Source organism: Dyadobacter sp. LHD-138 (assembly GCF_030929615.1).
Lineage (GTDB): Bacteria > Bacteroidota > Bacteroidia > Cytophagales > Spirosomataceae > Dyadobacter.
Genome location: NZ_JAVFVU010000037.1, coordinates 1 through 25,854, shown reverse-complemented (window position 1 = coordinate 25,854; position 25,854 = coordinate 1). Strand labels below are relative to the sequence as shown.

25 protein-coding genes are annotated in these 25,854 nt (G+C 43.5%); 18 read left to right on the top strand and 7 right to left on the bottom strand.

The features are described from left to right. Positions 1-82: 82 nt before the first annotated feature. Together RB622_RS23800 and RB622_RS23795 are read left to right on the top strand one after the other, a co-directional pair. A complete protein-coding gene (locus RB622_RS23800; RefSeq protein WP_308049220.1) occupies positions 83-1,252 on the top strand; it encodes an MFS transporter in 1,170 nt (389 codons plus the stop codon). A gap of 387 nt (positions 1,253-1,639) precedes the next feature. Further along, positions 1,640-3,262: a hypothetical protein gene (locus tag RB622_RS23795; RefSeq protein WP_308049219.1), complete on the top strand. Its 1,623-nt coding sequence runs from the start codon at positions 1,640-1,642 to the stop codon at positions 3,260-3,262. Positions 3,263-3,325: 63 nt separating this feature from the next. On the opposite strand, the gene RB622_RS23790 is transcribed toward RB622_RS23795, so the two are convergent. After that, complete coding sequence (locus RB622_RS23790) at positions 3,326-4,246, bottom strand: sugar phosphate isomerase/epimerase family protein (RefSeq protein ID WP_308049218.1); 921 nt, start codon at positions 4,244-4,246, stop codon at positions 3,326-3,328. 152 nt (positions 4,247-4,398) lie between these two features. Between RB622_RS23790 and RB622_RS23785 the strand changes: the two genes are divergently transcribed. The 14 genes from RB622_RS23785 to RB622_RS23720 all read left to right on the top strand — a co-directional run bounded on the left by RB622_RS23785 (position 4,399) and on the right by RB622_RS23720 (position 16,242). Then, positions 4,399-5,436, top strand: coding sequence for a sensor histidine kinase (locus RB622_RS23785; protein WP_308049217.1), 1,038 nt, complete (start codon positions 4,399-4,401; stop codon positions 5,434-5,436). Continuing rightward, positions 5,433-6,125: a LytTR family DNA-binding domain-containing protein gene (locus RB622_RS23780; protein ID WP_308049216.1), complete on the top strand. Its 693-nt coding sequence runs from the start codon at positions 5,433-5,435 to the stop codon at positions 6,123-6,125. Before RB622_RS23785 ends, RB622_RS23780 begins: the two co-directional genes overlap by 4 nt. 249 nt (positions 6,126-6,374) lie before the next feature. Further along, on the top strand, positions 6,375-7,052 hold the full coding sequence (locus RB622_RS23775; RefSeq protein WP_308049215.1) for a hypothetical protein: 678 nt from the start codon (positions 6,375-6,377) through the stop codon (positions 7,050-7,052). Between the two features lie 12 nt (positions 7,053-7,064). Continuing rightward, entirely contained in the window at positions 7,065-8,081 is a 1,017-nt protein-coding gene (locus tag RB622_RS23770; RefSeq protein WP_308049214.1) for a hypothetical protein, read from the top strand. A gap of 43 nt (positions 8,082-8,124) precedes the next feature. Continuing rightward, positions 8,125-9,141 carry a hypothetical protein gene (locus RB622_RS23765; RefSeq protein WP_308049213.1) on the top strand — a complete coding sequence of 339 codons (1,017 nt, stop codon included), beginning with the start codon at positions 8,125-8,127 and terminating at the stop codon, positions 9,139-9,141. A gap of 84 nt (positions 9,142-9,225) precedes the next feature. Then, complete coding sequence (locus tag RB622_RS23760; protein WP_308049212.1) at positions 9,226-9,726, top strand: hypothetical protein; 501 nt, start codon at positions 9,226-9,228, stop codon at positions 9,724-9,726. Beyond that, a complete protein-coding gene (locus RB622_RS23755; RefSeq protein WP_308049211.1) occupies positions 9,723-10,373 on the top strand; it encodes a hypothetical protein in 651 nt (216 codons plus the stop codon). Before RB622_RS23760 ends, RB622_RS23755 begins: the two co-directional genes overlap by 4 nt. A gap of 163 nt (positions 10,374-10,536) precedes the next feature. Next, positions 10,537-12,018 carry an Eco57I restriction-modification methylase domain-containing protein gene (locus tag RB622_RS23750; protein ID WP_308049210.1) on the top strand — a complete coding sequence of 494 codons (1,482 nt, stop codon included), beginning with the start codon at positions 10,537-10,539 and terminating at the stop codon, positions 12,016-12,018. Beyond that, positions 12,015-12,464, top strand: a complete 450-nt coding sequence (locus RB622_RS23745; protein ID WP_308049209.1) for a DinB family protein — start codon at positions 12,015-12,017, stop codon at positions 12,462-12,464. The genes RB622_RS23750 and RB622_RS23745 overlap by 4 nt, the downstream gene beginning before the upstream one ends. A gap of 111 nt (positions 12,465-12,575) precedes the next feature. Next, entirely contained in the window at positions 12,576-13,163 is a 588-nt protein-coding gene (locus tag RB622_RS23740; protein ID WP_308049208.1) for a helix-turn-helix domain-containing protein, read from the top strand. A 90-nt stretch (positions 13,164-13,253) separates the two neighbouring features. Continuing rightward, positions 13,254-13,490 carry a hypothetical protein gene (locus RB622_RS23735; RefSeq protein ID WP_308049207.1) on the top strand — a complete coding sequence of 79 codons (237 nt, stop codon included), beginning with the start codon at positions 13,254-13,256 and terminating at the stop codon, positions 13,488-13,490. 19 nt (positions 13,491-13,509) lie between these two features. Continuing rightward, positions 13,510-14,775, top strand: coding sequence for an MFS transporter (locus RB622_RS23730; protein ID WP_308049206.1), 1,266 nt, complete (start codon positions 13,510-13,512; stop codon positions 14,773-14,775). 396 nt (positions 14,776-15,171) lie between these two features. Further along, positions 15,172-15,936, top strand: coding sequence for a ParA family protein (locus tag RB622_RS23725; protein ID WP_308049205.1), 765 nt, complete (start codon positions 15,172-15,174; stop codon positions 15,934-15,936). Positions 15,937-15,939: 3 nt separating this feature from the next. Next, a complete protein-coding gene (locus RB622_RS23720) occupies positions 15,940-16,242 on the top strand; it encodes a hypothetical protein (RefSeq protein ID WP_308049204.1) in 303 nt (100 codons plus the stop codon). A gap of 25 nt (positions 16,243-16,267) precedes the next feature. Here the strand turns inward: RB622_RS23720 and RB622_RS23715 are convergent, their stop codons facing one another. The 6 genes from RB622_RS23715 to RB622_RS23690 all read right to left on the bottom strand — a co-directional run bounded on the left by RB622_RS23715 (position 16,268) and on the right by RB622_RS23690 (position 21,808). After that, positions 16,268-18,094 carry a M64 family metallopeptidase gene (locus RB622_RS23715; protein ID WP_308049203.1) on the bottom strand — a complete coding sequence of 609 codons (1,827 nt, stop codon included), beginning with the start codon at positions 18,092-18,094 and terminating at the stop codon, positions 16,268-16,270. Further along, complete coding sequence (locus tag RB622_RS23710; protein ID WP_308049202.1) at positions 18,091-18,588, bottom strand: hypothetical protein; 498 nt, start codon at positions 18,586-18,588, stop codon at positions 18,091-18,093. The genes RB622_RS23715 and RB622_RS23710 overlap by 4 nt, the downstream gene beginning before the upstream one ends. A gap of 95 nt (positions 18,589-18,683) precedes the next feature. Beyond that, positions 18,684-20,069 (bottom strand): pyridoxal-dependent decarboxylase, encoded by a 1,386-nt coding sequence (locus RB622_RS23705; RefSeq protein ID WP_308049201.1) that lies wholly within the window; start codon positions 20,067-20,069, stop codon positions 18,684-18,686. A 30-nt stretch (positions 20,070-20,099) separates the two neighbouring features. After that, entirely contained in the window at positions 20,100-20,420 is a 321-nt protein-coding gene (locus RB622_RS23700) for a nuclear transport factor 2 family protein (RefSeq protein ID WP_308049200.1), read from the bottom strand. Positions 20,421-20,486: 66 nt separating this feature from the next. Continuing rightward, on the bottom strand, positions 20,487-20,891 hold the full coding sequence (locus RB622_RS23695; RefSeq protein ID WP_308049199.1) for a DUF1572 family protein: 405 nt from the start codon (positions 20,889-20,891) through the stop codon (positions 20,487-20,489). 2 nt (positions 20,892-20,893) lie between these two features. Next, positions 20,894-21,808 (bottom strand): EamA family transporter, encoded by a 915-nt coding sequence (locus tag RB622_RS23690; RefSeq protein WP_308049198.1) that lies wholly within the window; start codon positions 21,806-21,808, stop codon positions 20,894-20,896. A gap of 133 nt (positions 21,809-21,941) precedes the next feature. Between RB622_RS23690 and RB622_RS23685 the strand changes: the two genes are divergently transcribed. Next, positions 21,942-23,378, top strand: coding sequence for a PLP-dependent aminotransferase family protein (locus RB622_RS23685; protein WP_308049197.1), 1,437 nt, complete (start codon positions 21,942-21,944; stop codon positions 23,376-23,378). Positions 23,379-23,649: 271 nt separating this feature from the next. Then, on the top strand, positions 23,650-25,662 hold the full coding sequence (locus RB622_RS23680; RefSeq protein WP_308049196.1) for a heavy metal translocating P-type ATPase: 2,013 nt from the start codon (positions 23,650-23,652) through the stop codon (positions 25,660-25,662). Positions 25,663-25,854 lie beyond the last annotated feature (192 nt).

Genomic DNA, 25,854 nt, shown 5'->3' with positions numbered 1-25,854 from the left:
ATTAGATTAACACCATAAAGAAATTAACACCTTCTGCGAAATATTATATTTAAGAAGTATTCGCAGATAAACTTTAATACACATGTCATTTACTATTTTAGCGCCGTCCCAATCCCAGTCCAAAAAATATCTCCGGCTTGCCGTTGCTGCTTTTTTCTTTGTTCAGGGATTAAGTTTCGCCGCCTGGGCGAGCCGGATTCCGGATATCAAAAATATGCTGCACCTGACCGAAGGAGGTTTGGGAACTGTTTTGCTGGCCTTGCCACTTGGACTTATGGCCAGCTTGCCAATTTCCGGATGGATGGTTACCAAATACGGCAGCAAAAAGATGGTTCTGTTCGGAGCCATTCTTTACGCCATAACGCTGACCTTTATCGGTTTTGCCACCAGAACAGAACATCTGGTCATTGTACTTTTCGCTTTCGGTCTTTGGGGAAACCTCTGTAACATCGCCGTGAATACTCAGGCCGTTGCCGTTGAACAGGTTTATGGTAAATCGATCATGGCTTCATTCCACGGACTCTGGAGTCTGGCGGGGTTTGTGAGCGCAATGATCGGAACGTTCTTTATTTCGGTTAATATCCCACCACATATTCACTTCATGGTCATTGCAGTAGCTGCGTTTGCGATCATTTTTACTGCCTACAAGCACACGATGCCCGACAGCGAAAAAGGTCAGGGAGAAGAACAGCCGATGTTTGTAAAACCCGACCGTGATCTGTTAATGTTAGGCTTGATTGGTTTTTGTGCCATGGTTTGTGAAGGTGCGATGTTCGACTGGTCAGGCGTTTATTTCATGGAAGTGGTAAAAGTGCCGGCATCTATGAAAACCATGGGGTATGTTGCATTCATGGGCACCATGACGGGTGGCCGTTTCGCCGGTGACTGGCTTGCAAATAAAATCGGTAGAAAGAAAATGCTTCAGATAAGCGGCTTGTTCATGGCCAGCGGCCTGGCCACAGCGGTATTGTTTCCACACATGGCAACAGCCACTTTTGGATTCTTGCTGGTAGGTTTCGGGGTTTCGTCGGTTGTGCCGTTGGTTTACAGCGCGGCAGGGAAATCAACAACAATGTCGGCAGGTATGGCCCTTGCAGCTGTATCATCCATCAGCTTCATCGGTTTCCTGATCGGCCCACCGTTAATCGGGATTGTCGCTCAGTTTGCTGACCTACGTTTCTCTTTTGCTGTTGTGGGAGTCCTTGCTTTCTGTACAACGTTACTATCCTCAAAAGCAAAATTAATTCAATAGTATAAGGCGGGTTTAATATTAAGCCCTGGTTTGGTATATTTTTAGTAGCCGGAATGAGAACTTTTCATTCCGGCTACTTTTTTTAAACGAGGATATGAAAACGATACTGCTGACAACCCATGGCTAAAAATCATGTTGTGGTTTTCCTGACAGTCTCGAAAAATTCGTGTATTCCTGGTACGTTGACTAACATTTTTTGATTATCTGATTTGATTGGCCTATTTTTAGAATGGCTTTTCTTACCGCGATAACATCGGGGAGACAATCAGGTATGCACTTTTCTTTAATTTTGTACTTTTTTAAATATAGATACCTGCTTCATCACACCCATAAAATAGCCAGATCAACCTGACAAACCTCAACCTGTGCATATTCATTACCCTCTTTATGATTCATCATTTATATTTTAAGTTTTCCATTTTTCTTGCTTTACTCGTTATCAGCAGCTGTTTGGCAAAGTTTTACCTATTACCAAAAGAGACTAAATCTACTTCCTCACGTCCAACAATTTACCTGTTCTTTTTGCTGGCGATAACATTTTTGATCCGGCTTCCCTATGTTGTGGATGTCGAGCTCAATATTGATACCAGTACCTGGCTAAGTGCTGTAATCGCTATCAAACACTATCCAAACTGGCTCTGGACCTTCTTAAATTATACAGATTCCCGCCCGCTAACCGTTCTGCCGCTGCTGATCCTCTCATTTTCAGGCGTACATACAGGATATTATGTTTCTGAATGCCTGGGGATACTATGCTGGCTGGGTTCGATATGCTTCCTTTTTAAAACACTGAATCTGTTTCTCACAAAAAAAGCGAGTTTACTGGTTTGCTGGGGCCTATGCCTGTTGATCGGAACGATGTATCTGTCCGATTATACATCCTACAATTCCGAACAATTGGGCATTTTGATGTTGTCGGTGGCAATGTACGGCTATGTTAGTTACCTTAAAAAAATCCGGAATAACAATCTGTTGGTTTTAGGAACGGGTTTTATTTTAGGGAATCTGCCTTTCGTAAAATTTCAGAATGTACCCATGGGATTGTTGATAGCCGGATTTTTCCTATTGGAAATCATAAGCCGAAAAGAGTGGAAAAAGGCAATGCTGCTCGTTATTGGCGGCATTTTACCCGCCCTACTGATCAATATCTATTACATTTCACAAGGAAAACTGGGAATGTTCTGGAATAACTACTTTTGGAATTACTTCTATTACTCGTATACCACCCAATTTTCGAGTTTGTCTATCGGCGAGCGTTTTAACCCCATACGAATCGTTAAATTCATTTACAATTCGCAGAATTCCAGGATTTATCTGCTAACGGTTAGCACGCTTATCATAGCCTGTTTGTTTGCAGGTTATAAATCTGTTTTTTCTGCTAAGAATCCGACCAGAAAAGCACTACTTTTTGGCTTTCTTTTCATTTTAGTGAGTTTGTATTCCCTGTTTCAATCGGGTAATTCTTTTCAGCATTATCGGCTCTACCTTTTTGTACCGCTGACGTTATTCCTCGGCATTCTGGTTAGCATTTTATCGTACAACCGTCAGAAATTAATGCTTTTGATATTTCTGTCTTTATGTACCTTGATGGCCGGTATAAATATTTACGTCCGACCCGAAACCGTGGATATGTCACACGATGATCTGGACCGAAAAATTGTGCAAAGTATCCAAGCAAACTCTACCGAAAAGGATCCTATTGTCGTTTGGGGATGGCGCGACCAACTTTATGTCCGGGCAAACAGGCCCATGGGTTACCGCGATGCCCATACTTTTCACTTTTCTTTACAATCAGAATTAATCCCTTCATGGACAGCCGATTTGCTGGCCGACATGAAAACCAATAAACCGCTGCTATTTATCGACACCACCAAACCTGATGATTATTCTATATTCAGCCAAATTTTGGTTACACACGAAAAAATACCCACTGTCGGACAGCATGTTAGCCAGTTTTACCATTTAATAGAAACAATTGACGGAGCACGGATTTACAAAAGAAATAATTGATCCTTTCAAAAAATATAAATCCGCAATAACGGATTTACATTTCACTTTTTCCAACAGCGCTTCTTATCCCAAAAACTGTTTCAAGTAGTTCCGGCTGGTTAAAATCGCCGATTGAACATCCTGAATACTAGACTCATAGGCCTTATCCTCCACTTCAATCACAACCGGTCCTCTGTATCGTACATCCGTTAAAGCACCGAAAAATCCGCGCCAGTTAACATCCCCTAAACCCGGTAGTTTTGGAGAATGATATTCCAGCGGATTTGCCATAATACCGACACGATCGAGCTTGTCTTTATACAATTTCACATCTTTCAAATGAATGTGATGCAACCGGTCCTTGTAACCATAAATCGGTTTTATTTCATCCATCATCTGCCAGATCATGTGTGAAGGATCATAATTCAAGCCAAAAATACGGCTCGGAATGATTTCAAACATGCGATCCCAGACCGCAGGACTTATCGCAAGGTTTTTCCCGCCCGGCCATTCATCGTCGGTGAAAAACATCGGGCAGTTTTCAATACCCAGTTTAACATTATTTTCCTCAGCGACTTTCACGATCGCAGGCCAAACATCCGCAAACGTCGCCAGGTTATCCTTGATGCTCTTTGAAGGATCGCGGCCGATAAAAGTGGTGACAACCGGGATATTTAATTTGGCTGCCCCGCGGATAACCTGTTTGATGTGTTCCAGATAAAACTCAGACTTAACCGGATCCGGATCCATCGGATTTGGGTAATACCCCAGCGCCGAAATACTTATCTGCGCCTCATTCAGCGTATATTTAATTTCTGAAACCTTTTTATCGGTCAGATTATTGACATCAATATGTGTAACGCCGGCATATCTTCTGCTGTCAGCATTGTCGGCCGGCCAGCACATCATTTCCACACATGCAAAGCCATTGTGACTTGCAAATTTAACGACGTGGTCAAATCCGAAATCGGCTAATATGGCACTATTGAAACCTAATTTAAGCATAACAAAAGGGATTAGTATATCTCAAAATCTTATGGCCGTGAAATTAAGGATTACCTTTTAAATTTACGCCGATTACCGACACATTCCAGGCAAATACCGCAAAGGTTTTTTAGTAAACCTCCGGTTTCGTACATTTCAGAAAATTGACACCGATGAAAATATCAAAAGTCAGGATTCTCAGCCATATTTTTCTCATGATTGCTTTCCTGGCATTGCCCTACATCTTTGCTCCGACAGGCTTCCCCACTTGGGCAGAACTGGAAAGAAATGCCCATGAAAGAACCAACCTGGCTTCTTACATCCTGATGCTGGCATTTTTCTATTTACATTATTACGTGTTGCTCCCAAAATATTACTTCAATAAAAAGTATGTCATCTATGCGACCACCATTGTTTGTTCTTTTGTTGCGCTGATCCTGTTCATCCACCTGCTGGATAAACCACATGGTATGCCAAAGCCATTTCCCGGCCCTCCGCCACATGTAATGAAATTTGATAAACCGCCAGGTGCTTTTGAAAATAGCCAGACCATGTTCCTGTTTCTCGTTGGACTTTTTGTTTCATTCGCCCTGCGTATCAACGACCGGCTGAAAAGAGCAGAACGGGAAAAACTTCATACGGAATTGTCGTATCTTAAGGCTCAGATTAACCCACATTTCCTTTTCAATACCCTAAACAGCATTTATTCGCTGGCAATAGAAAAGTCGGACCGGACTGCCGACGCCGTTGTGATGCTCTCATCGCTCATGCGTTATGTGATACGGGATGCGAGTGAAAGTCTGGTGCCGCTGAATAAGGAAATCGAATACATCAGAAACTATGTATCACTCCAGAAATTCAGGTTGGACGATACCGTTTTGATCGAATTTCAGGTCAATGGCCTCCTATCAAACAAGCAGATTGCGCCACTTATATTGATATCCTTTATCGAAAATGCGTTTAAATATGGCGTTAACCCGGAGCAAAAGTCGCTGATTGAAATTTTCATTACCTTAAACAACGGACATCTCTTCATGCATGTTGCCAACAACAAATTGCGGGTGAGCAGCACCGACGAAGAATCGTCCGGCGGTATTGGCATTGGAAATACCCGTACAAGACTCGCACTGCTGTATCCTGCCAAACATGAACTGACCATTCACGACAATCCGGACAATTTCATCATTGATTTAAAACTTAACCTGTCATGATCCGAGCCATTGCCCTGGACGACGAGCCGCCAGCACTGCGCATTCTCACGAATTTCAGCAGCCGTATTGATTTTGTGGATCTTCAAAAAACATTCAGTAGGACAGACGACGCCATGCATTATCTTAAAAATTTCCCGGTAGACCTGATTTTTCTTGATATCAATATGCCGTCCATGTCCGGACTGGATTTTTATCAGGCCATTCCGCATGAAGCCATGGTGATTTTCACGACCGCCTATGCAGAACATGCCGTCGAAGGATTTAACCTGAACGCAGTCGACTATTTATTGAAACCTTTCACATTTGAACGTTTTCAGCAAGCTGCGAACAAAGCAAAAGATTATTACAGTTTTAAAAATCCATCTGAAACAGCAGCGTCCAAATTTTTGCTGGTCCGTGCGGATTATAGTCTGCACAAAATTGCGTTCGCTGATATATTGTTCATCGAGGGACTGGATGATTATCTGAAAATCCACATCCAAAATTCAAAACCGCTGGTGGTCCGCATGACGATGAAATCCATGCTTCAAAAACTACCGGAGCAGGATTTTATCCGCGTGCACCGTTCCTTCATTATCCCTTTTGACCGGATTGAAAATGTCCGGAATAAAACAATCAGCCTCGCTGGTGAAGAAATCCCTGTCGGGTCCAGCTACGAGGAAGCGTTTAGCAAACGATTTAAGTCATAACTTCCACAAGATTAACCTGCTAAATTGAGTAAATCTGACTTTCAAAAATGCCCGGGATTTTTTTGCCGCAAAATAAATTCATCAAGGAAAAATAACCTCCATCAATCCCCGCTACCATTTGTAACTATACTGCACTGATAAATCACCCGAATTTTAGTAATATTGACATAAGAAAGCGGAAAACCGGCGAAAATCCTGCCTTAAAGCGCTTTCCATAACGAGTGTCCACTAACAAATTTCAATTGAAACATGGCAGATTCTGAACCTGGTATCGGTAAAAAGATACTGAGCTTTTTCATCAATGAAAGTACAGAACCTACACAAGTTACACCGGTTCCTGAGCCCCAGGCCGAGCAGCCGAAACCGGCTGTGGCGCCAACCGTATCCAATGTTGCCGGAACGGCAAACATTGACCGTAAATTCGTCGAGCATTTTGTGGATTTGCTGGAAAAAGCCAACCTGTCCGGACCCGATTATTTCGAGTTCAAACAGGCACTTCAAAGCATGGACAGTCTGGGATTGGGAGAAGAAAAACAGTTTCAGGCGGCTTGGGCCAGCTTTAAAGCGATGGGCGGTATTAAGGATAATACCATTCTTAAAACATCGGCGGATCAATATCTTGCCATTTTAAATAAAGACCGGGAGTCGTTTTTAAAGGATGTCGAAAAGGCAATCAAAGAAAGAGTAGGTTCGCTGACGGACGAAGTGAAAAAACTTGAAGACAATAACCTGGCTTATGCGCAGGAAATTGCGAATCTTCAAAAAAAGATCGACGATAATAAAAATCGTTTGGGGCAGATTTCGGGTGAGGTCTCCGAACAAAGTGCCAAACTGAATGCCAACCGTGACAGCTTTGAGATTACCTATCAAAGCTTCGTGGAGCAAATAAATGCTGACCTCAATAAAATTAACCAGTACCTTAAATAGATACCTTCAACCATGGCATCACCAGACTTTACTCAAATCGGCGGCTCACAAGAGGACATTTCCAAGCGGTCATATTGGAGCAAACCGGAGGGGATTACTTCGCTGCTTTTTCTCGGCGGCCTCGGAGCCGCAGGGTTATATTATTGGAATAAACTCGCTGCATTTTTAATTGAGGTAACGCAAAACACGTTGTATCTCGGTGCCTTGCTGGCACTGCTTGCAGTTTTGGTCTTTCTCTTTACCAGCAAAGATGTTCGCACCGCAGTTTTCTTCCTGTTTAAAACGCTGATGCGTAAAATTACAGGCCTTATCATCAAACTTGATCCGATTGCGATCATGAAGATTTACATTGATGACCTGAAAGAGAAACGGGAAAAAATGCAGGGACAAATCAATATTCTGGCAGGACAACTGGTAAAACTGAATAGAAAAATCACCGAAAATAACGAAGAGATCAAGCAGAAATTTGCGGAAGCCAATAAGGCAAGTCAAATGACAGACCGTCCGGGTATGAAGGAAACGGCTTCATTGGCCACCATTGAAGGCGCCGGCTTGCAGGAAATGAACGAAAAGTTATTCCCGCTTCAACGCAATATGAAAACGATTCTTGAATTCATGGAGAAAGTGAACAAGAGTGCTGATTACATTATCAAGGAAACCGAAATCAAGGTAAAACTGAAAGAGGCAGAATACCGGATTGTTAAAGAAAGCTCTAATGCCCTGAGAACTGCGGTGAGTATTTTCAAGGGTAATCCTGATAAAAAGTTCTATTTCGACGAATCGATGGAATATATTCAGGATGATATGAGCCTCAAACTGGGTGAAATGAAACGCGCCATGGATCTTTCGCTTGACTTCATCAACGGCGTGGATGTGCAGAACGGGTTATTGTCCGACAAAGGTCAGGCGATGCTCGAGGCGTACAACAAGGGAGATTTTAAATTGATACAGCTGGACACGGCACCAAATCAACCTGCCCGTTCGATCGACCCGCCGAAAGGTTCCAGTTATAAAGGCTTGCTTGATTAACCCAATTCTAACCATTACATCTTTCAATTTACTAAAACAAACAATGAAAAGACTAACCGTTGCCGGAAGATTATTAATTACAGCCCTGGTTATAGGAGCCATTTTTGTTGGCTATAAATATTTTGGCGGCCAGCAAGCACTCGAAAAAGTAGCGCAGGAACAAAAATCAGAAGCTGGTGTGGCTGCTACAACTACGGAATCTACCGAAAGTTCAGAAGCCGCTTCAACAGACAATCAGGCTACTGACGCCGCAAAAGAAGCATTCAGCTATACCGCACCGGATCCTGTTGATGGGAAATTAAAAGGTGTTGTGGAACTTGGTGCCAGTGGATTTAACTCGTTCATCATCAAAGTTGACAGCCAAAAACGCTGGAAACTGGAAAAGTCAGAATTCGGGAACAGCCTTGTGACCGAAAACATGGCTACGGACGAAGATGTACGTATCGGTTTGAAAAAATACATTGGAACCATGCTTGATTTCGGTGTTGGCAAGAAAGATATTCACTTCGTGGTAAGTTCAGGCGCAGCCAAGGCCGATGTAACGAAGAAAATCACGGCTGCTTTGAAATCCCTTGGTTATGTAGTGAACCAGGTAACCGCCGAACAGGAAGGACAGCTTGCGCTGAAATCTGTGTTGCCAGCGGAATATGCCAGCAAAGCATTTGTCGTGGATATTGGCTCAGGAAATACAAAAATATCATGGATTGAGGGCAGCGGTATCAAAGCGATTGAATCTTATGGCGCCAAATATTTCCAGGACGGAACGGAAGACAAAAAAGTTTATGATGAAGTAAACGCTAAATCAAAACAAATCCCTTCCGACTTACGTAAAACTGCATTTATCATTGGTGGTGTTCCGTTTGAAATGGCTAAGGAAGTGCGTAAGGATAAGGAACGTTACACGGTTTTGAGCGCGCCGGCATATTATGCCAAATTGTCCAATGCAAAATCAAAAGCCGGGGTCAACATTTACAAGGCCGTAGGCGATGCCACAGGCTGTCAGCAATTTGTTTTCGACTGGGATGCCAACTTTACAATTGGTTTCTTATTAACTTTATAAAAATTATCACAATAAAGTGAAGGGAGGAATGGAGAAAAGGGTTGTCCCCTGCCCCATTGCTCCCTTTTCGTTTTTAAAATATACATGACACTTCGCGATTTATTTGAACAGGTTTCTTCCAATTACTGGCCGCTGGCTTCGTACTTTATCCTCCTGCCCGTTATTGCATGGCTCGTCGGACAGCTTGCGAACGGAAGCCGGGATGTACAATTCTGGGGTATTGTTTATGCGGTACTCGTTTACGCGGTTTGTATACCCGGGATTTTTGCAGTCACACTTAATATTTATCTTTTCCTGTTTGAAAGACAAAGTATCTGGCAAGCCAATATCATCATGCAGTTTCTGCCTGTAGTTTCAATGGCGCTCACATTGATGATCATCAAACAAAAAATCCCTTTTTCGGTCATACCGGGTTTCGGAAAACTATCCGGATTTTTAACGTTGATCACCGCACTTATTGGCGCGATGTGGTTTCTCGACAGAATACATCTGGTTGCGTTCACCTACGTACCTTTCGTCTATATCGTCGTTGGTTTTGTCGGCACTTTACTGCTCATTAGATTTGCGTGGAGCAAACTGTTTTGAACAATCGCTTTTACATACAAATCTCAGTCACTGACGAACAGAAGCAATATGCGCGTCAGCTGGTTGAGTATTCCCTCAAAAACCATCCGGTCGCCAATATCTGGGACCACCACGCCGACCGGTTATCCCAGACCAGAATGCTCCGTTACACAGGAACACTCGGTGAAGTTATTTTCGCGGACCTTTATCACCTGCCGCGCCCGCTCAAATCTTTTGGCGCCGTCGACGGGCAGGACTGGGGCCAGGATTTTCAGATCAAATCAGAAAACGAATCTTTTTCGGTCGATATCAAATCCATGAAAAGACGCTCCGGCAATTTGGCTGCCGATTTTGTTCTGAATATTCCCGCTCATCAGCTGCGCAAAACCGGCTCAAAAACATCTCACTATTTCTGTATATCGTTTCATCAGTCTGAAACGCGGGGCACGATCGCTTCGCTGATCGGCTTTTTGGATAAACTGGCTTTGGAAAAAGGGGAAGCTGGACAGCTTTACAAAGCAGGAACAAAACGAATCCGGCATGATCAAACCTCTTTTACCTTCTACGAAGACACGTATGAAATTTTACTGCAAGATATTGATTCACCGGTTGTAACGGATCATGTCCGGCGTGCGGAAGGATATAGGCTCTGTCATTTGATTACTTAAAACAAATTCAAATTAGCTTTTTAGAAAAAATGTAATTATTTCGCCACTTCAAATATTATTACCTTTAAGGCAAATAAATAGGATAAAAATTTACCGATACCCCCGGGGTAATTTTGTTAAAAAAGTTCTGGGCAAGAAAAATGGAATTGATTACTAGCAGTTAATGGCATCTCAAACCCGCACTTACGACAAAAAAAAATTACTCGGACAGGTATACACGCCGCTCCATATTGTAGAAAAAATCCTGCAAGACACCGGTTTTCATCAAATGGATTTCGGTAGACAGACGATTTTGGATCCGGCGTGCGGCGATGGCCGTTTCCTGATCGCGATCGCCCAATACATTATCGACAATTCCGCACCCGAAGATTTAAAACAAAATCTTGAAAATATAAATGGCTGGGATATTGACGAACAGGCCATAAATTTTTGCAGGCATAATCTCAACGAGCTGGTTTCGCCGTACGGACTGGAAATAAACTGGCAGCTCCGCCACCTGGACGCGCTCGAACAAATAGATAGCGATGAAAGGTTTGATCTCATTATCGGAAACCCGCCTTACATCAGGATACAGAACCTTCCCGCGTCCCAGCGCCATTTTGTTCAGAAAAAATATTCCTTTTGCTTTTCCGGTTCTACGGATGCCTATGTCGCATTTTTCCAGCTCGCAGGTTGTTTGCTAGCTAAAAACGGCATATGCGGACTTATAACACCCAATTCCTTTCTCAGTTCAGAGGCCGGAAAACCGCTGCGCACTTATTTTGTCGAGAACAAGAATCTGGTCCGGATTACCAATTATCGTTCGGTACGTATTTTTGGAAATACCGGCACTTATGCCGCTATAACCCTATTTGGAAAGCAGCCATCAAACACGTTTCACTATGAACTCAGCGATTATGAGTTCCAGTACGGGGGCAGGGACATTCCGTTTTCTGAACTCGAAGCGGACGGGCAATGGCACTTATCGATTTCCAAAACTTCGGTGCCCGATGGTATTGTCCTTGGCGAACTATGCCAGATTTCCGTAGGGATTACGACACTCTCCGACAATTTGTTCCTTTTCAAAATTCTCGGAGAAAACGGTAAGCATGTGGACGCATTAAGCAAAAAAGGAATAGTCAGCAAGCTTGAAAAGAGTATTTTGAAACCGGTTGTCAAGGGGTCAAAATTAAAAAAATCCACAGATCCAATTACCGAATACATCCTTTTCCCCTATGAAAAAGATGAATCCGGGAAACACAAAATCATCCCTGAAAAAGAACTCAGTGCTAAATATCCAAACGCGTACAGGTATCTGAAAAGTGTAAAGTCAGAACTTTTGAAACGGGACAATGGAAAAATAAACCCGGTTGGCTGGTACGCTTTTGGTCGCGCACAGGGGCTGGATTCGTCATTTGGCAGAAAGATCATTTTCTCGCCTATGAACCGTTTCCCGAATTTTGTATTGTATGACAATCCAGACTGCACCGTCTATTCGGGTTATTTCATCAAATACGACGGCGAATACGAATCGCTTTTATCGCAGCTTAATTCCCAGCGCATGGCTGATTTCATAGCCATAGCCGGACGGGATTTCCAGGGCGGATATAAAGGTTACAATAAAAAAGTCGTCGAAAATTTCATTATAACGAATATCACACAATGATCATCGTAACGGAATCACTCGAAAGGCTTCGCCATTTATGTGACATCATTCCTCCACGCCTGGAAAAAATTTCAGAGTCTGAGTTTGTATTTCAACCTTCTCCCGAAAAGTGGAATAAAAAACAAATTCTTGGCCACCTGATCGATAGTGCCGCCAACAATCACCAGCGTTTCATCAGGATTCAATACGAAAACGAACCCATTATTTTCTACAATCAGAACCAATGGGTCGACCTAAGTCACTACAAGGATATGGATACCGACCATCTCATCAGGTTCTGGACATCCTATAATCGCCATCTTGCAGAATGTATTAAATTTATTCCAGAGGAAAATCTGCGATTAAAGGGTGTCGGCGGTGACGGACGAAAATTCCCGCTGCATTTTTACATTCACGACTACGTTACCCATCTTGAACACCACCTTAAACAGCTGGTGACTTACTAGGCTTTTTCTTCCAACTCTTTTATGGTGCATTGGATCGCTTTCGGCCCGGTGCAAAAATATTTTCGATATATTTTATAAAAGAACGAACGTTCATTTATATTTGTATCCACTATGAGAAAAAGAGACATCAATAAGGAGATAATAATCAGAGAAAAAGCGATTGAAATGATTGTCCATCAGGGCTTTGATGGCCTGAGCATGCACAAGCTTGCCAAGGCATCAGGCGTGTCGGTAGCCACGATATACATTTATTTCAAAGACAGGGAAGATTTAATCCAGTCATTGTATACCGAGGAAACGAAGAAGATGGCGGAAGCTACTTTGGTAAACTTTGATCCCGAAAGTCATTTTGATATTGGTTTGAAAGTTCAGTGGCGCAACAGATTACAGTATTGCCTGAAAAATCCTTACAGCATGACTTTCATGGAACAGGTCAAACATTCACCATTGATCGACCGCTCCGTGATGGATCGAAGGTTTTTAGATGCCATGTCCACGTTTGTCCATACGGCGATTGAAAGAAAAGAACTGATCCCGCTGCCTGTTGAAATCTATTGGTCCATTGCTTTTGCTCCGCTATATCAGCTGGTCAAATTTCACATTTCCAAAACGAGTATGCCGGGCAGGGCACCGTTTGTATTCAACGAGGAAAGAATCGACCAGGCGCTGTCATTGGTACTAAAAGCACTAAAACCCTGAATATTATCAACTTGTTTAAAGTAATATGCCTCCTCATACGTCGTCCGGTTAAACGTTAATAATCTTCATTAATTTTTAAACTCATCAGTCATGGAAACGCAATATCAGGATAATAAACATGTGCTTGTATTTAAAACAAATCTTCATTTCAGGGATATGAAACGAATCGAACCGGTTTTAAATGCCGAAAGCATGATCATAAAATGGAATGTCGACCTAACAGATATAGATAATGTACTTCGGGTTGAATCGCATGTCCCACACACGGATCACGTGATAGCAATTCTTACAACCCAGGGATTCCATTGCGAAGAACTTATTGATTAAATATTCTAAAATCAGATGTATGCCAGAAACTTCGCCAAACACATTTACAGGTTACCAAAAATTCATTATTGCCATTCTTGCAATAGTTCAATTTACCGTTATTTTGGATTTCATGGTTCTCTCGCCTTTGGGAGCCATTCTGTTGAAAGAACTTTCCATCACAACCGCGCAGTTTGCTCTGGTCGTTTCCGCTTATGCGTTCAGTGCCGGCGCCGCCGGATTACTGGCAGCCGGATTCGCCGACAAGTTCGACAGAAAGAAGATACTGCTTTTCTTTTACGCAGGTTTCATTTTCGGCACCTTGCTCTGCGGTATCGCGCCCGACTATGAATTTTTGCTTATGGCCCGAGTCGTCACCGGTATCTTTGGCGGGGTTATGAGCTCGATCAGTTTCGCCATTATCACCGATTTATTTGCCATCCAGTTTCGCGGGCGCGTGATGGGATTTGTACAGATGGCTCTTGCCAGCAGTCAGGTTTTTGGCATTCCGCTCGGATTATTCCTGGCCAATTTGTATAACTGGCACGCACCGTTTCAGATGATTGTGGGACTGAGCATTGTCGTTGCGGTTGTCATTTTCATGTACATGAAACCGATCGACGCACACTTAAAGCTGCAAAACAAGGCCAATGCTTTTCAGCATTTAAAAGCAATATTCTCCAATCCAAACTACCTGAAAGCCTTTGCGGCAACGACCCTCCTGGCAACAGGCGGTTTTATGCTGATGCCCTTCGGCAGTGCTTATGGTGTACACAACCTCGGTATCGATATCACCCAGTTACCCTATCTGTACATGGTCACTGGCGTTTGCATGCTGTTTACAAGTCCTATGCTGGGAAAACTCAGCGATCAGATCGGGAAGTTTAAAATGTTCATCGCTGGTTCCGTCATCACGTCGATCATGACCCTCATTTATTGCAATCTTGGCGTTACCCCGCTTTGGGCAATCATGATCCTGAATGTATTATTGTTTGTAGGTATAACGGGACGAATGATTTCTGCCAGCGCCCTGATGACGGCTGTTCCTGAACCGAGGGATCGCGGCGGGTTCATGGGTGTCAATGCATCCGTGCAGCAAATTGCCGGTGGAGTTGCCTCCATTATTGCCGGACTTATCGTCAAAGAAACAAGTTCGGGATACCTTGACAACTACGACACTTTGGGAAATGTTGTGGTGCTTGCCGTTTTCCTTACCATTTTTTTAATGTATAACCTGCATAAATATATCCTGACCAAACCAGTTGCTGTTGTAACTGCTGTGCCAGAAACCAGGGAAACGGTATAAGCTAAGATTGTGATCGTATGAATGCATTAATCAAAATGTCTGTACAACTTATCCGGATTCTTGTCACCTTACTTTTTGTCAGGATCATGAGAAAGTGGTACTGGCAAAACGCAAAGAGCTAATTTCTGAAAAATATTTTCCTTAAAACACCTTCACTTCGGAGGTGTTTTTTGTTTTTAGCCAATACAAACAAAATCATAATTGACTATTTATCAGTAAACTACAAATCAATAATCGAAAATACATTTGTTACTTATTATATTTTTTATACTTTTTAATTATTTAAAACTTTAAAGACTTTTTATTTATAATGATTAGTTCTATCAATATTTTACCTTTATTTACAGAGAAAACAAATCATTAATTCTTAACTTTTAATACATATAATACTTTTAAATGAAAATCATCAGTATTGTTAACAACAAAGGTGGTGTTGGAAAGACGACTTCCGCACAGAGTATTGCAGCGGGTCTTGCTAAATTTGCTAATGCCCGTGTGTTGGTCATTGACCTGGACGCGCAGGCCAGTTTGACAAAAAGTTTTGGGATTACACACAGTGGTTTAAAAAAAGACAGCGGTTCATTTATTACCGGCGAATACACTTTTGACGAGATCGTGAACAAAGTAGGCGAAGTAGATATCTTACCGGGATCGGCTGAAATGAGCCACAAGGAAGATACCATCAAATCTGCTCCGATATTTCCGTTCAATTTAAAAATAGCACTGGAAAAGGTTAAGGATCGTTATGACTTTGTGATCATCGACTGCCCTCCTGCACTGAACGGGAACACCCGAATGGCGCTGGTTTCCTGTCATCAGTATTATGTTCCGCTTCAGGCAGAATTTTTAAGTTATGAAGGGCTCCGCAACTTCCTGGTTTATTCAGCCGAGATAAAAAAAATCAGCCCGACAACAAACCTTGGCGGCGTGTTTGCAACACGGTATAATCCAAAAATCAGAAAGAAAATCAGTCACGAACTTATCAGCGCCACGAAGGAGCAACTTGGTGACGTATTTATGAATAGCTATATTCGTGACAATATTGCTTTGTCTGAAGCGCAGGCGGGCGGAACTAATATCTTCGACTATGCCCCAAGCAGCAACGGAGCCGAAGATTATTATAAGTTAACCAAGGAAATTCTTGAACGTATAAACAATTAAAATATGGCAAAGGACAGGAAATTTGATTTTGCACCTCTTCCCATTGTCTCTGACATCAACGACGATTTTGAAGTAAATTCATCACTAACTGAAAGTAATTCCGCTCCCACTAAAGTCACATTTGACTGTGACTATGTTCTTCTGGAAAAAATGAAGGACTACGGTTATTGGGAGGGATTGACGCAGAAAGACATTATTCTCGAAGCGCTTACCCGCTACTTCGACTCAGCAGAAATCCGCCCACGTCCGGACAAGATCCGTAACAAGACGAAAGTAGGACGAAAACCCAAGTCACTGGTAGGCTGATAAACCCATCACTATTGCTGGAAACTTATTCCAGCAATAGTTTTCCAGCAGTTTCATTTTTCCCGTTCGACAGACTGTATACATAAATGCCTGACTCCAATTTGTGCAGGTTAATTTCTGTTGCCTGCACAAAAGTCTTCCTCAGCAACTCCCTTCCTGCCACATCATACAAGATAAAATTTGACGGTCCTGTTGGCTTTACTTTAATAAAAATACGCCCCTTTGCCGGATTGGGAAATACCTGAACGGAACTATGCAGATCATTGTCGGCAACCGGCAGCGCGTCAATAATGACCTGGGTAGACGCTGACGCCACGCAACCGGCCCAATTTCTTGTGGTCACGGTATAAATTCCCCGATTAACCGTGTCGGCGTTTTTAATAACCGGGTTTTGTAAAACCGATTTAAAATTATCCGGTCCCGTCCAATCATAACTGTCCGTAGCGTTGGCTTTCAGCTCTATCTGCGCACCTTTGAAATACGGTCCGGTATTTGAAGCTGAAACGATGGGCAGCGGACTTACAACGATCGTGATCCCGGCGGGATGTATATTATCCGTCCCGCGCTCATAACAGCTGACCGTAAAATCAGTGGACAATCCCGGCGTGGCCGTAATAACCTGAGTACTTTCCCCAGTTGACCAGTTTAATGTACCCAAACAGCCCTGCGCCGTAAGGGTGGTACTTTCACCTGCGCAAAGCGTATCCTTTGCGGCAACGATATGAAAATTCATCGGAATATCTTTTCGTTCCAGTTTCCATGTAACCGTTTTCGTCCGCCTGACCTTCCTGTCGTCCTGCCTGCTGATCAAAGTTGAATCAAATATCGAAGCCGTTAAATCCGTAATCCGGGTCGTTAATGCAGCAGAAGGAATATCGACATGATCCGTTTTTACGTCAAGCGGCTTCCCGCCCAGGCTCCATTCGACCATCAACGAATTTGGGACCGGTGCCAATAACCTGACCGCAAAAGACATGCCTTTTTCATGCATCACCACCGCTTCTGCATTGTCCGGGCTAAACTGCTCCACAGGATTGACCAACTCCAAAATCCTCTCTGCGGTAGCTTCCCTGCAAACCTTACAAAATTCCCTATGCAATACCTCCATCAGGCAATTCGTAGCTGTTGGTTTATACCAGTTTGACGCTTCACCATTACCATGCCTGAATACACCGATGTCGGGAGTGTTAAGCCAGTTTCTCCATTTTATCGTAGCGATATTGCTATTGGCAGTCATATTGGGCGCTTCCCAGCCGTATCCCGAACCTGCCCAGTACTCATCATTCAAATGCGTTAAGGTATGTCCTATTTCATGAACACCGATTTTATTGGCCTGTTCATGTAAGGTATGCACCGCAAAAGAGCCGCCCGAACCGCCATACCAGGGAGAATTGACCAACACCACGACGAGATCATAGGAAGGTAAATTCACGGCAAGTAAATTTGATAATACGGTGTAATTGCTAATGGTTACCAAACGATGCACACTGTTCCCGAATGACGCACCAAAATAAGTATCTTTCGCTTCCACCGGCTGGTCGGAATAAGCATCGAAAGCGGTTCCCGGATTGGTGATTCCACTTTCCTTCGACGGCGTACCGATTGAAAAAATATTGAAATAATTCCTGTAACGATTATACGGAGAATAACTCAGGAAGAAATCCGCAAATTTTTTCGATTCATTTAAAAACTTGGGGAGCTCCCCCTGCGTAAAACCGTCACCGAGGATCACGATATTGACCCGGTTGTCAATTGACCCGGCTTTGTAAATGGTATCCACAGGAAATTTCTGAGCCAATGCGCCAATGCTTACAAGCAACAAAGCTGTTATTGCGGTAAAAGATGTCTTCATTTTTTTACCAGCAGGCTATAAATTTTCACTGCTCCCTGATCAGGAGTAACGCTGTACAATTCTATTTTCTCCCGGGCCTGATCCTCCTGAAAACGGATGGAAAGAGTTCCCTGGCGGGCCGTATGCGTGCTTTTACCTAAGTTACCATCCTGACTAAAAACCTCGACCGTTCTAGATAACGGGTGCTCATAAAACATTTCTACCGGCGTTCTCCGATCACTGAAATAATGAACCGCTTTGATCTGATCGGGATGACCCCTGCCCGATCCCAAATCTTTCATTTTTCCGTTTCCCGCAATGGCGTTGATAAGTTCCGCTTTTACTGCCCCGTTTTCTTTCTCCCGTGTGATTTGAAAATCCAGAAAAAGAATGTGATTAATACTGTTTTTATCGTAATTGGGAAGCTCATGCGTTCTGACATACGACTTCGCCTGCCGGCAATGCACCAGCTGGGAACAAAAAATGAGCAGTAATATCGAAGAACGTCTTAGCATGTGTGTTACTTTTTTGAAGGTCTTTCTTAACAGACACTAAATTACAAAAAAGCGTTGCGATGTTCACGGATATTTTACCAAAATCCAATAAAGGGTTACAGCAGTTTTAAAGTTTCTTCCAGTTCCCGAATGGCAATATCTTTATCAGATGTCCTGTAATTTACAAAAGCGGTACGGATACACATTTCGCCGTTTAAAACCGTGGCTGTCATAAATACCTTTCCGCGTTTATTGTAAACATCTAAAAATCGGGCTGTTTTCTCTTTCTCGTTTAACCTGAAACAAACGACATTTAAACGCACCGGCGCAGTCAGTTCAAATTCAGCGCTGTCAGCCAGATAACGGCCAAATTGCTGCGCACAATCGATATTGTTTTCGACAATCCATCTGAAACCGGCTTTACCGTAAGCCATCAGACTGAACCAGGCGGGCAATGCCCGAAATCTTCTAGAATTTTCAGGGAGGAAGTTCAGGTATGAAAAATTTTCATCCGGATTTCCCAGATAAGGCGCGTTCGAATTCTGGAAAGTTTGCACCTGCAACTTCTGATGCGCCTTTTGCACGAGAAAAACGGCGCTGTCGTACGGAAGATTCATCCACTTATGGCAATCGATTGTAATACTGTCGGCAAATTCCCAGCCCGACACCAAATGTTTATAATGTTCAGAACAGGCAGCAAAACCGCCAAAAGCCGCATCCACGTGCATCCAGAATTTATACTTCTTTTTCAGCGACGAAATGGCAGCCAGATCATCAAAATCAACCGTATTCACCGTGCCGGCACTACAATTCAAAATGACTGATCTACCTTGCAGATCGATCAGTTTTTGTTCCAAGTCATACAGATCAATGGCTTCACGTCCCGAAAGGTTATTGACTGCAACGATGTTATTACTGCCAAAACCCAGCATTGACAACGATTTAATCACCGAAGAATGCGGCGTGGCGGCTAAAACGACAATTTCCTTGTCCATGCCGTCTCTTGCAATATCTTTACCCAACTGCATACCCGCCCATTGCCGCCCCACCGCCAGACATGAGAAATTCGACATCGTTGCGCCCGTTACAAATCCACCGTGGAAAGTATCAGGAAGTCCTAACAGCTGCGCCATCAGACGAATCGTTTCTAACTCTACAATCGCCGAGATGTCGCCGTTGCCCTGTGTGCTCTGCGTATTTTGGTCAAAAACCGGCGTTAGCCAGTCACCAGCCAGGGCCGCGGGAGTAACCCCGCCTACCACGAATCCCCAATAACGCGGCCCTGCGCTTGACACCATTAATTTCCTGCGATTATCGTTGAATAATGCCAGTGTTTTAGATGTACCAAGCCCGGCTTCATGCAGCGTGGCGGGCTCCACTTGCTGATCAATCCGCGTGGTCGGGATTTCATTAATTTCATTCAGATAGTCAACGCTGCTTCTTTTGATTTCTTCCAGGATTAAAGCAATATCATCCAGATCCGTTTTTAATGCGTCGTTCATTCCCCTAATTATAATGCGCTCTTACAAAATTTATTTTTCCTGCCTCATCAAACTGCATGAACTCGGCCGACTTTTTTTTATTGATGCTTGTGTAATACAAATCACGGAATTTGTCCCCGACAACACCTCATGCAGGTCGAAAAACAAATCGGGATACAGCGCCAACGCCTTTTCGAAATAACTTCTCAATTCGGTCTTGTTTTTTAAAACACCTTCCTGATTCACACCCAGATTCTGAATGACGGGCGAATAAAACTCGATATCTTCGGCATAATGTTTCATGATTTTGTCGATTTCCTGACTATTCCAGGCGCTAATCCATTCCTCTGAAAATTCTTTGGCGTTGACCATAACAGTTCTATTTAGCGTTGATAATTTATTATTGCTCACCCAGCATTTACAATTCTGCGGTGATAATTAATCTGTCCCGTGTGCCAGGCAAGGTGCATAGCCAAATGCGTAAGTTGCGTTGATCGTCAAAATATCGTGCGGATATTCATCCGACAATCTACCGTCAGACAACTGCCGGATCGAATCGGGAATGATTTCCAATAATACATCCAATTCGTTTACCAATTCTTCCTGTGAAAAAAGCCTTGCCGAAAATTCTGCATCCCGGTCCCGGACATAGGGATACCCGCCAATAGGCAGTCCGATATAAGTCCTCAAATTCCCGATCAGATGCTGGCAGATATTACCGCCGGAATTGATTGTCCCCGGAATTTTCACCCAAAGTGAATCCTCCGATGTATAGGCCATGGTCTCGTTTTTTAACTTTTTCAGGTCCCGTGTATAAAGAAAATCGAATACTGAAATCTCCATTTTTATAGTTCTTTTTGTAATTTTCGTTGTTGTAAAACGTAACCGGATTTCACCAGAAAAACGCCGCCCATGGTCACAATAAACGCTGCTGCTGTAAACCAGGTTAACTTTTCATTTAAAATAATAAATCCAAGTAAAATGGCTACCAAAGGATTGATATAGGCATACACTGAAACCAGCCCGGCCGGCAGTTTCGACATCGCGTACAGATAAGAAGCAAAAGCCAGAATTGAGCCGAAAATAATCAGGTAAAGCAATGCCAGAAAAGAGGTGTTATTCATTTCAGGAATATTATGCCAATCTTCATTCAGGATACTTAACCCCAAAAGTCCTAAACCACCCGTTAACATTTGTACGCCGGCATTGAAAAAAGCGTCCGACCCCGACCGGTACGTTTGGGTATACATGCCGCCAAGACACCAGAAAATACAGGAAACCAGCGCGACGATAATGCCTTTCAGCCCATTGGCATCGTGAACAAATTCCAGATTATCACCAAAAATCAGGGCTACACCGCAAAAACCGAGCAGCATACCCCCCAAAATCTGCCCGTTGACCCTTTCGTTCTTTTTAAACGTTAGATTCAGGATAATCGTGAAAATAGGTATCATCGAACAGATCAGGGCCGCCAGTCCGCTTGGGATAAACTTCACTGACCAGCCAACAATGCCGGTCCCAAACGTGATCATGCATAAACCAGGCACCACCTGTAAACCAGCATCGCGCCAGTTCAATTGCGCCCGCTGTCTGGTTAGAAACAGAAAACCCAAAAGTAAACTTCCGGCTGTTGTATTTCTGATCCCCATAAACATAAAAGCCGGAAAACCAGCCACGCCGATCCTGGCGACCAAATAGGTTGTTCCCCAGAAAAAACAAACCAAGACCAGTGCTGCATAAGCTTTAAAATGTGAATTCATGTGATATCCTTCAAAACCGGTGATAAATGATTTTGCAAAAATTCTGCATTTTTTAGTTTAAAAACAGATTCACTTTTTTAAATTATCAGCATAACAGATAACTTTACTCTGCTATACTGAAATTCAAGAACCCATGCAGGATACATTTACCAAAGAGGATTTTCTTTACACCGTCGTTGCAGAACGGCTTGAAAACCAGATTGAAAACAATATACTAAAAACGGGAGACAAACTGTTATCGCTGCGTGCGCTGAGTAAAGAACAGGGCATCAGCATCAGTACGGCCTACAAAGCTTATATCGAACTTGAAAACAAAGGGCTGATCGAAGCACGGCCCAAATCCGGGTATTTCGTCCGTTTCAGTCCTTCTCAATATCCAAAGACACCGCAAGCGCTTAAATCTGATTTTGTTCCTGTTAAGGCAAGTGTCGATGACATGTTAAGGGTTGTCTACAAGTCCATCAACCAGGAGGGAATCGTAAAGTTGTCGAGAGCTACGCCTTCGGGAGCACTGATACCAGAAGCCAAACTCAATAAAGCGATGATGGAAGCGATACGGCGGAGTCCGAACAGCTGTACCGGTTATGAAGAAATCCAGGGCAACCCGATCCTGAGAAAACAGATCGCGAAGCACGCCTTTAACTGGAATGGGAATATCAGGGAGGACGACGTTGTGACGACGCAGGGGTGCATGGAGGCGCTGATATTTTGTTTGCAGGCGGTGACAGAACCCGGCGATACGGTCGCGATTGAGAGTCCGACGTATTTTGGAATTTTTAACGTGATGAAAAGTCTGGGATTAAAAGTGCTGGAAATCCCAGCCGAGCCGGAAACGGGTATTAATATTGCGTATCTTGAAAAAGCGCTGGAAACGATTCCGGTAAAAGCCTGCCTGTTTGTACCCAATTTCTGCAACCCCGCTGGCGGTCTGATGCCCGATCAGCGAAAAAAACAACTGGTCGAACTGTTAGCAAAACAGCAGATTCCGCTGATCGAAGACGACATTTACGGCGAAATGTATTTTGGCAAAAACCGTCCGAAAACCTGTAAAAGTTATGATAAGGAAGGATTGGTGATGTTATGTTCGTCGGTATCCAAAACGCTGGCGCCGGGATATCGTGTGGGCTGGTGCATTCCGGGCAAGTTTATCGACAAGGTGATCAGTCTGAAACTGAATCACACGGTTTCTTCGGCAACACCCACACAAGCGGCGATTGCTCTCTTTTTTGAAACCGGACGCTATGATCTGCACATGCGCAAGCTTAGAAAAGCCCTGCACACACAATGCCTTCGTTACACCCAGGCCGTTTCCGATTATTTCCCCAAAGACACCAAAGTGAGCAGACCGCAGGGAGGTTATGTTTTATGGATTGAAATGAACCCGAAAATTGACGCGTTTGTGCTATTCGAAAAAGCTATCAAAGAAAAGGTTAGTATAGCGCCCGGGCAGATTTTCAGCACCGACGGCCGTTTTACCCATTACATAAGGATCAGTTTTGGCGCACCTTACGATGAAACGATTGATAAAAGTCTGAAAAAACTCGGAGCACTCGTTGCTGAAATGTATTGAATTGAACAATCTGAAAAACTGCTTTTAAAAAAAAATCAGCGAGGTCAACAATCCGTCGGCAAGTTTAACCCGCTCTGCATTAAATTTTTAAAGCCAATTTCAGGCGCAGAAAAACATTGCAACAATAGTGCAACTACTTGATTTTCAGCACATGTAACCCTGTTGCACGCATTTACCCGTTATCTTTGTCAGGCGTTAACCAATTGAAGTTATCAACATTAAACTAAAAATCAGATTGACATTTAAATCATTCCGATTTTTAATCCTGCACATGAAAAACGAAAGTAATCTTAAACCCGTCCAAGAGGGAGACAGCTGCTGCGGTTCCGACGTTGCTGCACCCCACAACCATACGCATAAACATGCTTCCAGCCATAGCCATGACCATGGTGATCATGAGCACGACCATGATCACGACCACGGAGGTGATCAAACCGGATTACTTCAAAGTCGCTGGACTTTATGGCTAAGCTTGCTCATACTGGCGGTTTTTCTGATAAGCAGCTTTGTCCTGCATATTGAGATCAATCGTTATGTGGAAATTGCACTTATGCTTTCCGCCTATCTTCTGGCAGGCTACAAAACGGTGATCAGGGCTTTTCAACGTATTGGTCGCGGGGATTTGTTTAATGAATTTACCTTAATGACGATTGCCACTTTTGGTGCTTTCTACATCGGTGAATTCAGCGAAGGTGTTGCCGTGATGATCTTTTACGAAATTGGCGAATTGATTCAGGATCTGGCTGTCAGCAAATCGAAACGTTCCATTAAAGCACTTTTAGACATTCGCCCCGAGGCAGTCACGGTAATCCGCGATCACAAAAATATTGTCGTTTCTCCCCTGGACGTGTTACCCGGTGAAAGGATACTGGTCAAAGCCGGTGAAAAGGTGGCTTTGGATGGCATTATGGTTTCGGATTCCGGGACATTTAACACCGCTGCGCTTACGGGTGAGTCAAAACCAAGTGTCAAAACCAGGGACGAATCGATTTTGGCCGGTATGATCAATGACGAAAAAACCGTCGAAATTGAGGTTAAGTCACTCTTCAAAGACTCCAAGCTATCACGTATATTGGAGATGGTTCAGGAAGCCACAGCAAGAAAGGCCCCTACACAACTACTAGTCAGCCGGTTAGCAAAAATATACACCCCAATTGTCTTTGGTCTGGCACTGCTCATCATCCTTATCCCCTATTTCTTCGTCCAAAATTACGACTTCCAGCAATGGCTATACCGTGGTATGGTCTTTCTGGTGATTGCCTGTCCCTGTGCGCTGACAATTTCGATTCCGCTGGGATATTTTGGCGGTATTGGACTCGCCTCAAGAAACGGAATTCTGGTAAAAGGCTCCAATTTTCTGGACGTTGTTACCAATATCAATACGGTTGTTTCTGATAAAACAGGGACGCTAACCAAAGGCGTTTTTAAGGTGCAAAAAGTTGAGACAAATCTTGACCGTGAGCAGTTCCTGACTTTTGCGGCTTCTCTGGAAAGTTATTCCACCCACCCGGTAGCCAAAGCCGTTGTGCAATATACGGATCACAGCTTACTGGTAAAACCTGTGGATGTGGTAGAATATGCAGGATTAGGACTAAAAGGAGTAGTCGAAAGCAAAATAGTACTTGCCGGCAATGCCAAACTGATGCAGAAGTTTTCAGTCCTCTATCCCGAAACACTGGAAAAAATTATCGAAACGATTGTTCTCGTAGCTGTGGATAACCAGTATGCCGGGTATCTCACCATCGCAGATGAAATCAAAGAAGATTCGACACAAACGATAAAAGACCTGAAAGCGCTGGGCATCGAAACCATCATGCTTTCAGGAGACAAACAGGCCGTGACTGCTGCCGTTGCTGCCCAACTTTCGATCGACAAAAGTTACGGTGATTTGCTGCCCGAGGATAAGGTGAGAATTGTCCAGGAATTAAAAGATCAGGGTAAGAAAATTGTATTTGTCGGTGACGGTGTTAATGACGCACCTGTGATCGCGCTGGCGGATGTGGGGATGGCCATGGGAGGACTGGGCTCTGATGCAGCCATTGAAACCGCGGATATCGTGATCCAGAACGACCAGCCTTCGAAAATCGTTTCGGCAATCAAAGCAGGAAAAATAACCAAATCGATTGTTTATCAAAACATTGGCCTGGCTATGGGTATTAAAATCCTCGTCATGATACTTGGCGCCGGGGGAATTGCTACGCTTTGGGAAGCGGTATTCGCCGATGTCGGGGTGGCGCTGCTGGCAATTTTGAATGCATTCCGGATTCAGGGAAAACGTTTGTAAGCGTTTCGCTTAAAAACAATTTATCAAAAAAACTACGCTCGAAGGTTGCTTGCAAGGTTTGAGATCTGGATTAGAGATTCTGTGTTAATAACCAATCACTTGTTAATTTATTTTTATAAATTTATGTTTTAGGCGGCACTATGTCAGCCTGTTTAGGGGTGGTCCATCGGGACTGCCTCTAACTTTTTAAAG

Excerpts from the sequence above, each read along its gene's own strand:
- RB622_RS23790 (WP_308049218.1), bottom strand. The coding sequence starts at position 4,246 with ATGCTTAAATTAGGTTTCAATAGTGCCATATTAGCCGATTTCGGATTT.
- RB622_RS23740 (WP_308049208.1), top strand. The coding sequence starts at position 12,576 with ATGAGAAAAAGAGACATCAATAAGGAGATAATAATCAGAGAAAAAGCG.
- RB622_RS23750 (WP_308049210.1), top strand. The coding sequence starts at position 10,537 with ATGGCATCTCAAACCCGCACTTACGACAAAAAAAAATTACTCGGACAG.
- RB622_RS23735 (WP_308049207.1), top strand. The coding sequence starts at position 13,254 with ATGGAAACGCAATATCAGGATAATAAACATGTGCTTGTATTTAAAACA.
- RB622_RS23785 (WP_308049217.1), top strand. The coding sequence starts at position 4,399 with ATGAAAATATCAAAAGTCAGGATTCTCAGCCATATTTTTCTCATGATT.
- RB622_RS23775 (WP_308049215.1), top strand. The coding sequence starts at position 6,375 with ATGGCAGATTCTGAACCTGGTATCGGTAAAAAGATACTGAGCTTTTTC.
- RB622_RS23800 (WP_308049220.1), top strand. The coding sequence starts at position 83 with ATGTCATTTACTATTTTAGCGCCGTCCCAATCCCAGTCCAAAAAATAT.
- RB622_RS23780 (WP_308049216.1), top strand. The coding sequence starts at position 5,433 with ATGATCCGAGCCATTGCCCTGGACGACGAGCCGCCAGCACTGCGCATT.
- RB622_RS23700 (WP_308049200.1), bottom strand. The coding sequence starts at position 20,420 with ATGGTCAACGCCAAAGAATTTTCAGAGGAATGGATTAGCGCCTGGAAT.
- RB622_RS23730 (WP_308049206.1), top strand. The coding sequence starts at position 13,510 with ATGCCAGAAACTTCGCCAAACACATTTACAGGTTACCAAAAATTCATT.
- RB622_RS23725 (WP_308049205.1), top strand. The coding sequence starts at position 15,172 with ATGAAAATCATCAGTATTGTTAACAACAAAGGTGGTGTTGGAAAGACG.
- RB622_RS23710 (WP_308049202.1), bottom strand. The coding sequence starts at position 18,588 with ATGCTAAGACGTTCTTCGATATTACTGCTCATTTTTTGTTCCCAGCTG.
- RB622_RS23715 (WP_308049203.1), bottom strand. The coding sequence starts at position 18,094 with ATGAAGACATCTTTTACCGCAATAACAGCTTTGTTGCTTGTAAGCATT.
- RB622_RS23720 (WP_308049204.1), top strand. The coding sequence starts at position 15,940 with ATGGCAAAGGACAGGAAATTTGATTTTGCACCTCTTCCCATTGTCTCT.
- RB622_RS23690 (WP_308049198.1), bottom strand. The coding sequence starts at position 21,808 with ATGAATTCACATTTTAAAGCTTATGCAGCACTGGTCTTGGTTTGTTTT.
- RB622_RS23680 (WP_308049196.1), top strand. The coding sequence starts at position 23,650 with ATGAAAAACGAAAGTAATCTTAAACCCGTCCAAGAGGGAGACAGCTGC.
- RB622_RS23695 (WP_308049199.1), bottom strand. The coding sequence starts at position 20,891 with ATGGAGATTTCAGTATTCGATTTTCTTTATACACGGGACCTGAAAAAG.
- RB622_RS23795 (WP_308049219.1), top strand. The coding sequence starts at position 1,640 with ATGATTCATCATTTATATTTTAAGTTTTCCATTTTTCTTGCTTTACTC.
- RB622_RS23760 (WP_308049212.1), top strand. The coding sequence starts at position 9,226 with ATGACACTTCGCGATTTATTTGAACAGGTTTCTTCCAATTACTGGCCG.
- RB622_RS23685 (WP_308049197.1), top strand. The coding sequence starts at position 21,942 with ATGCAGGATACATTTACCAAAGAGGATTTTCTTTACACCGTCGTTGCA.
- RB622_RS23745 (WP_308049209.1), top strand. The coding sequence starts at position 12,015 with ATGATCATCGTAACGGAATCACTCGAAAGGCTTCGCCATTTATGTGAC.
- RB622_RS23705 (WP_308049201.1), bottom strand. The coding sequence starts at position 20,069 with ATGAACGACGCATTAAAAACGGATCTGGATGATATTGCTTTAATCCTG.
- RB622_RS23765 (WP_308049213.1), top strand. The coding sequence starts at position 8,125 with ATGAAAAGACTAACCGTTGCCGGAAGATTATTAATTACAGCCCTGGTT.
- RB622_RS23770 (WP_308049214.1), top strand. The coding sequence starts at position 7,065 with ATGGCATCACCAGACTTTACTCAAATCGGCGGCTCACAAGAGGACATT.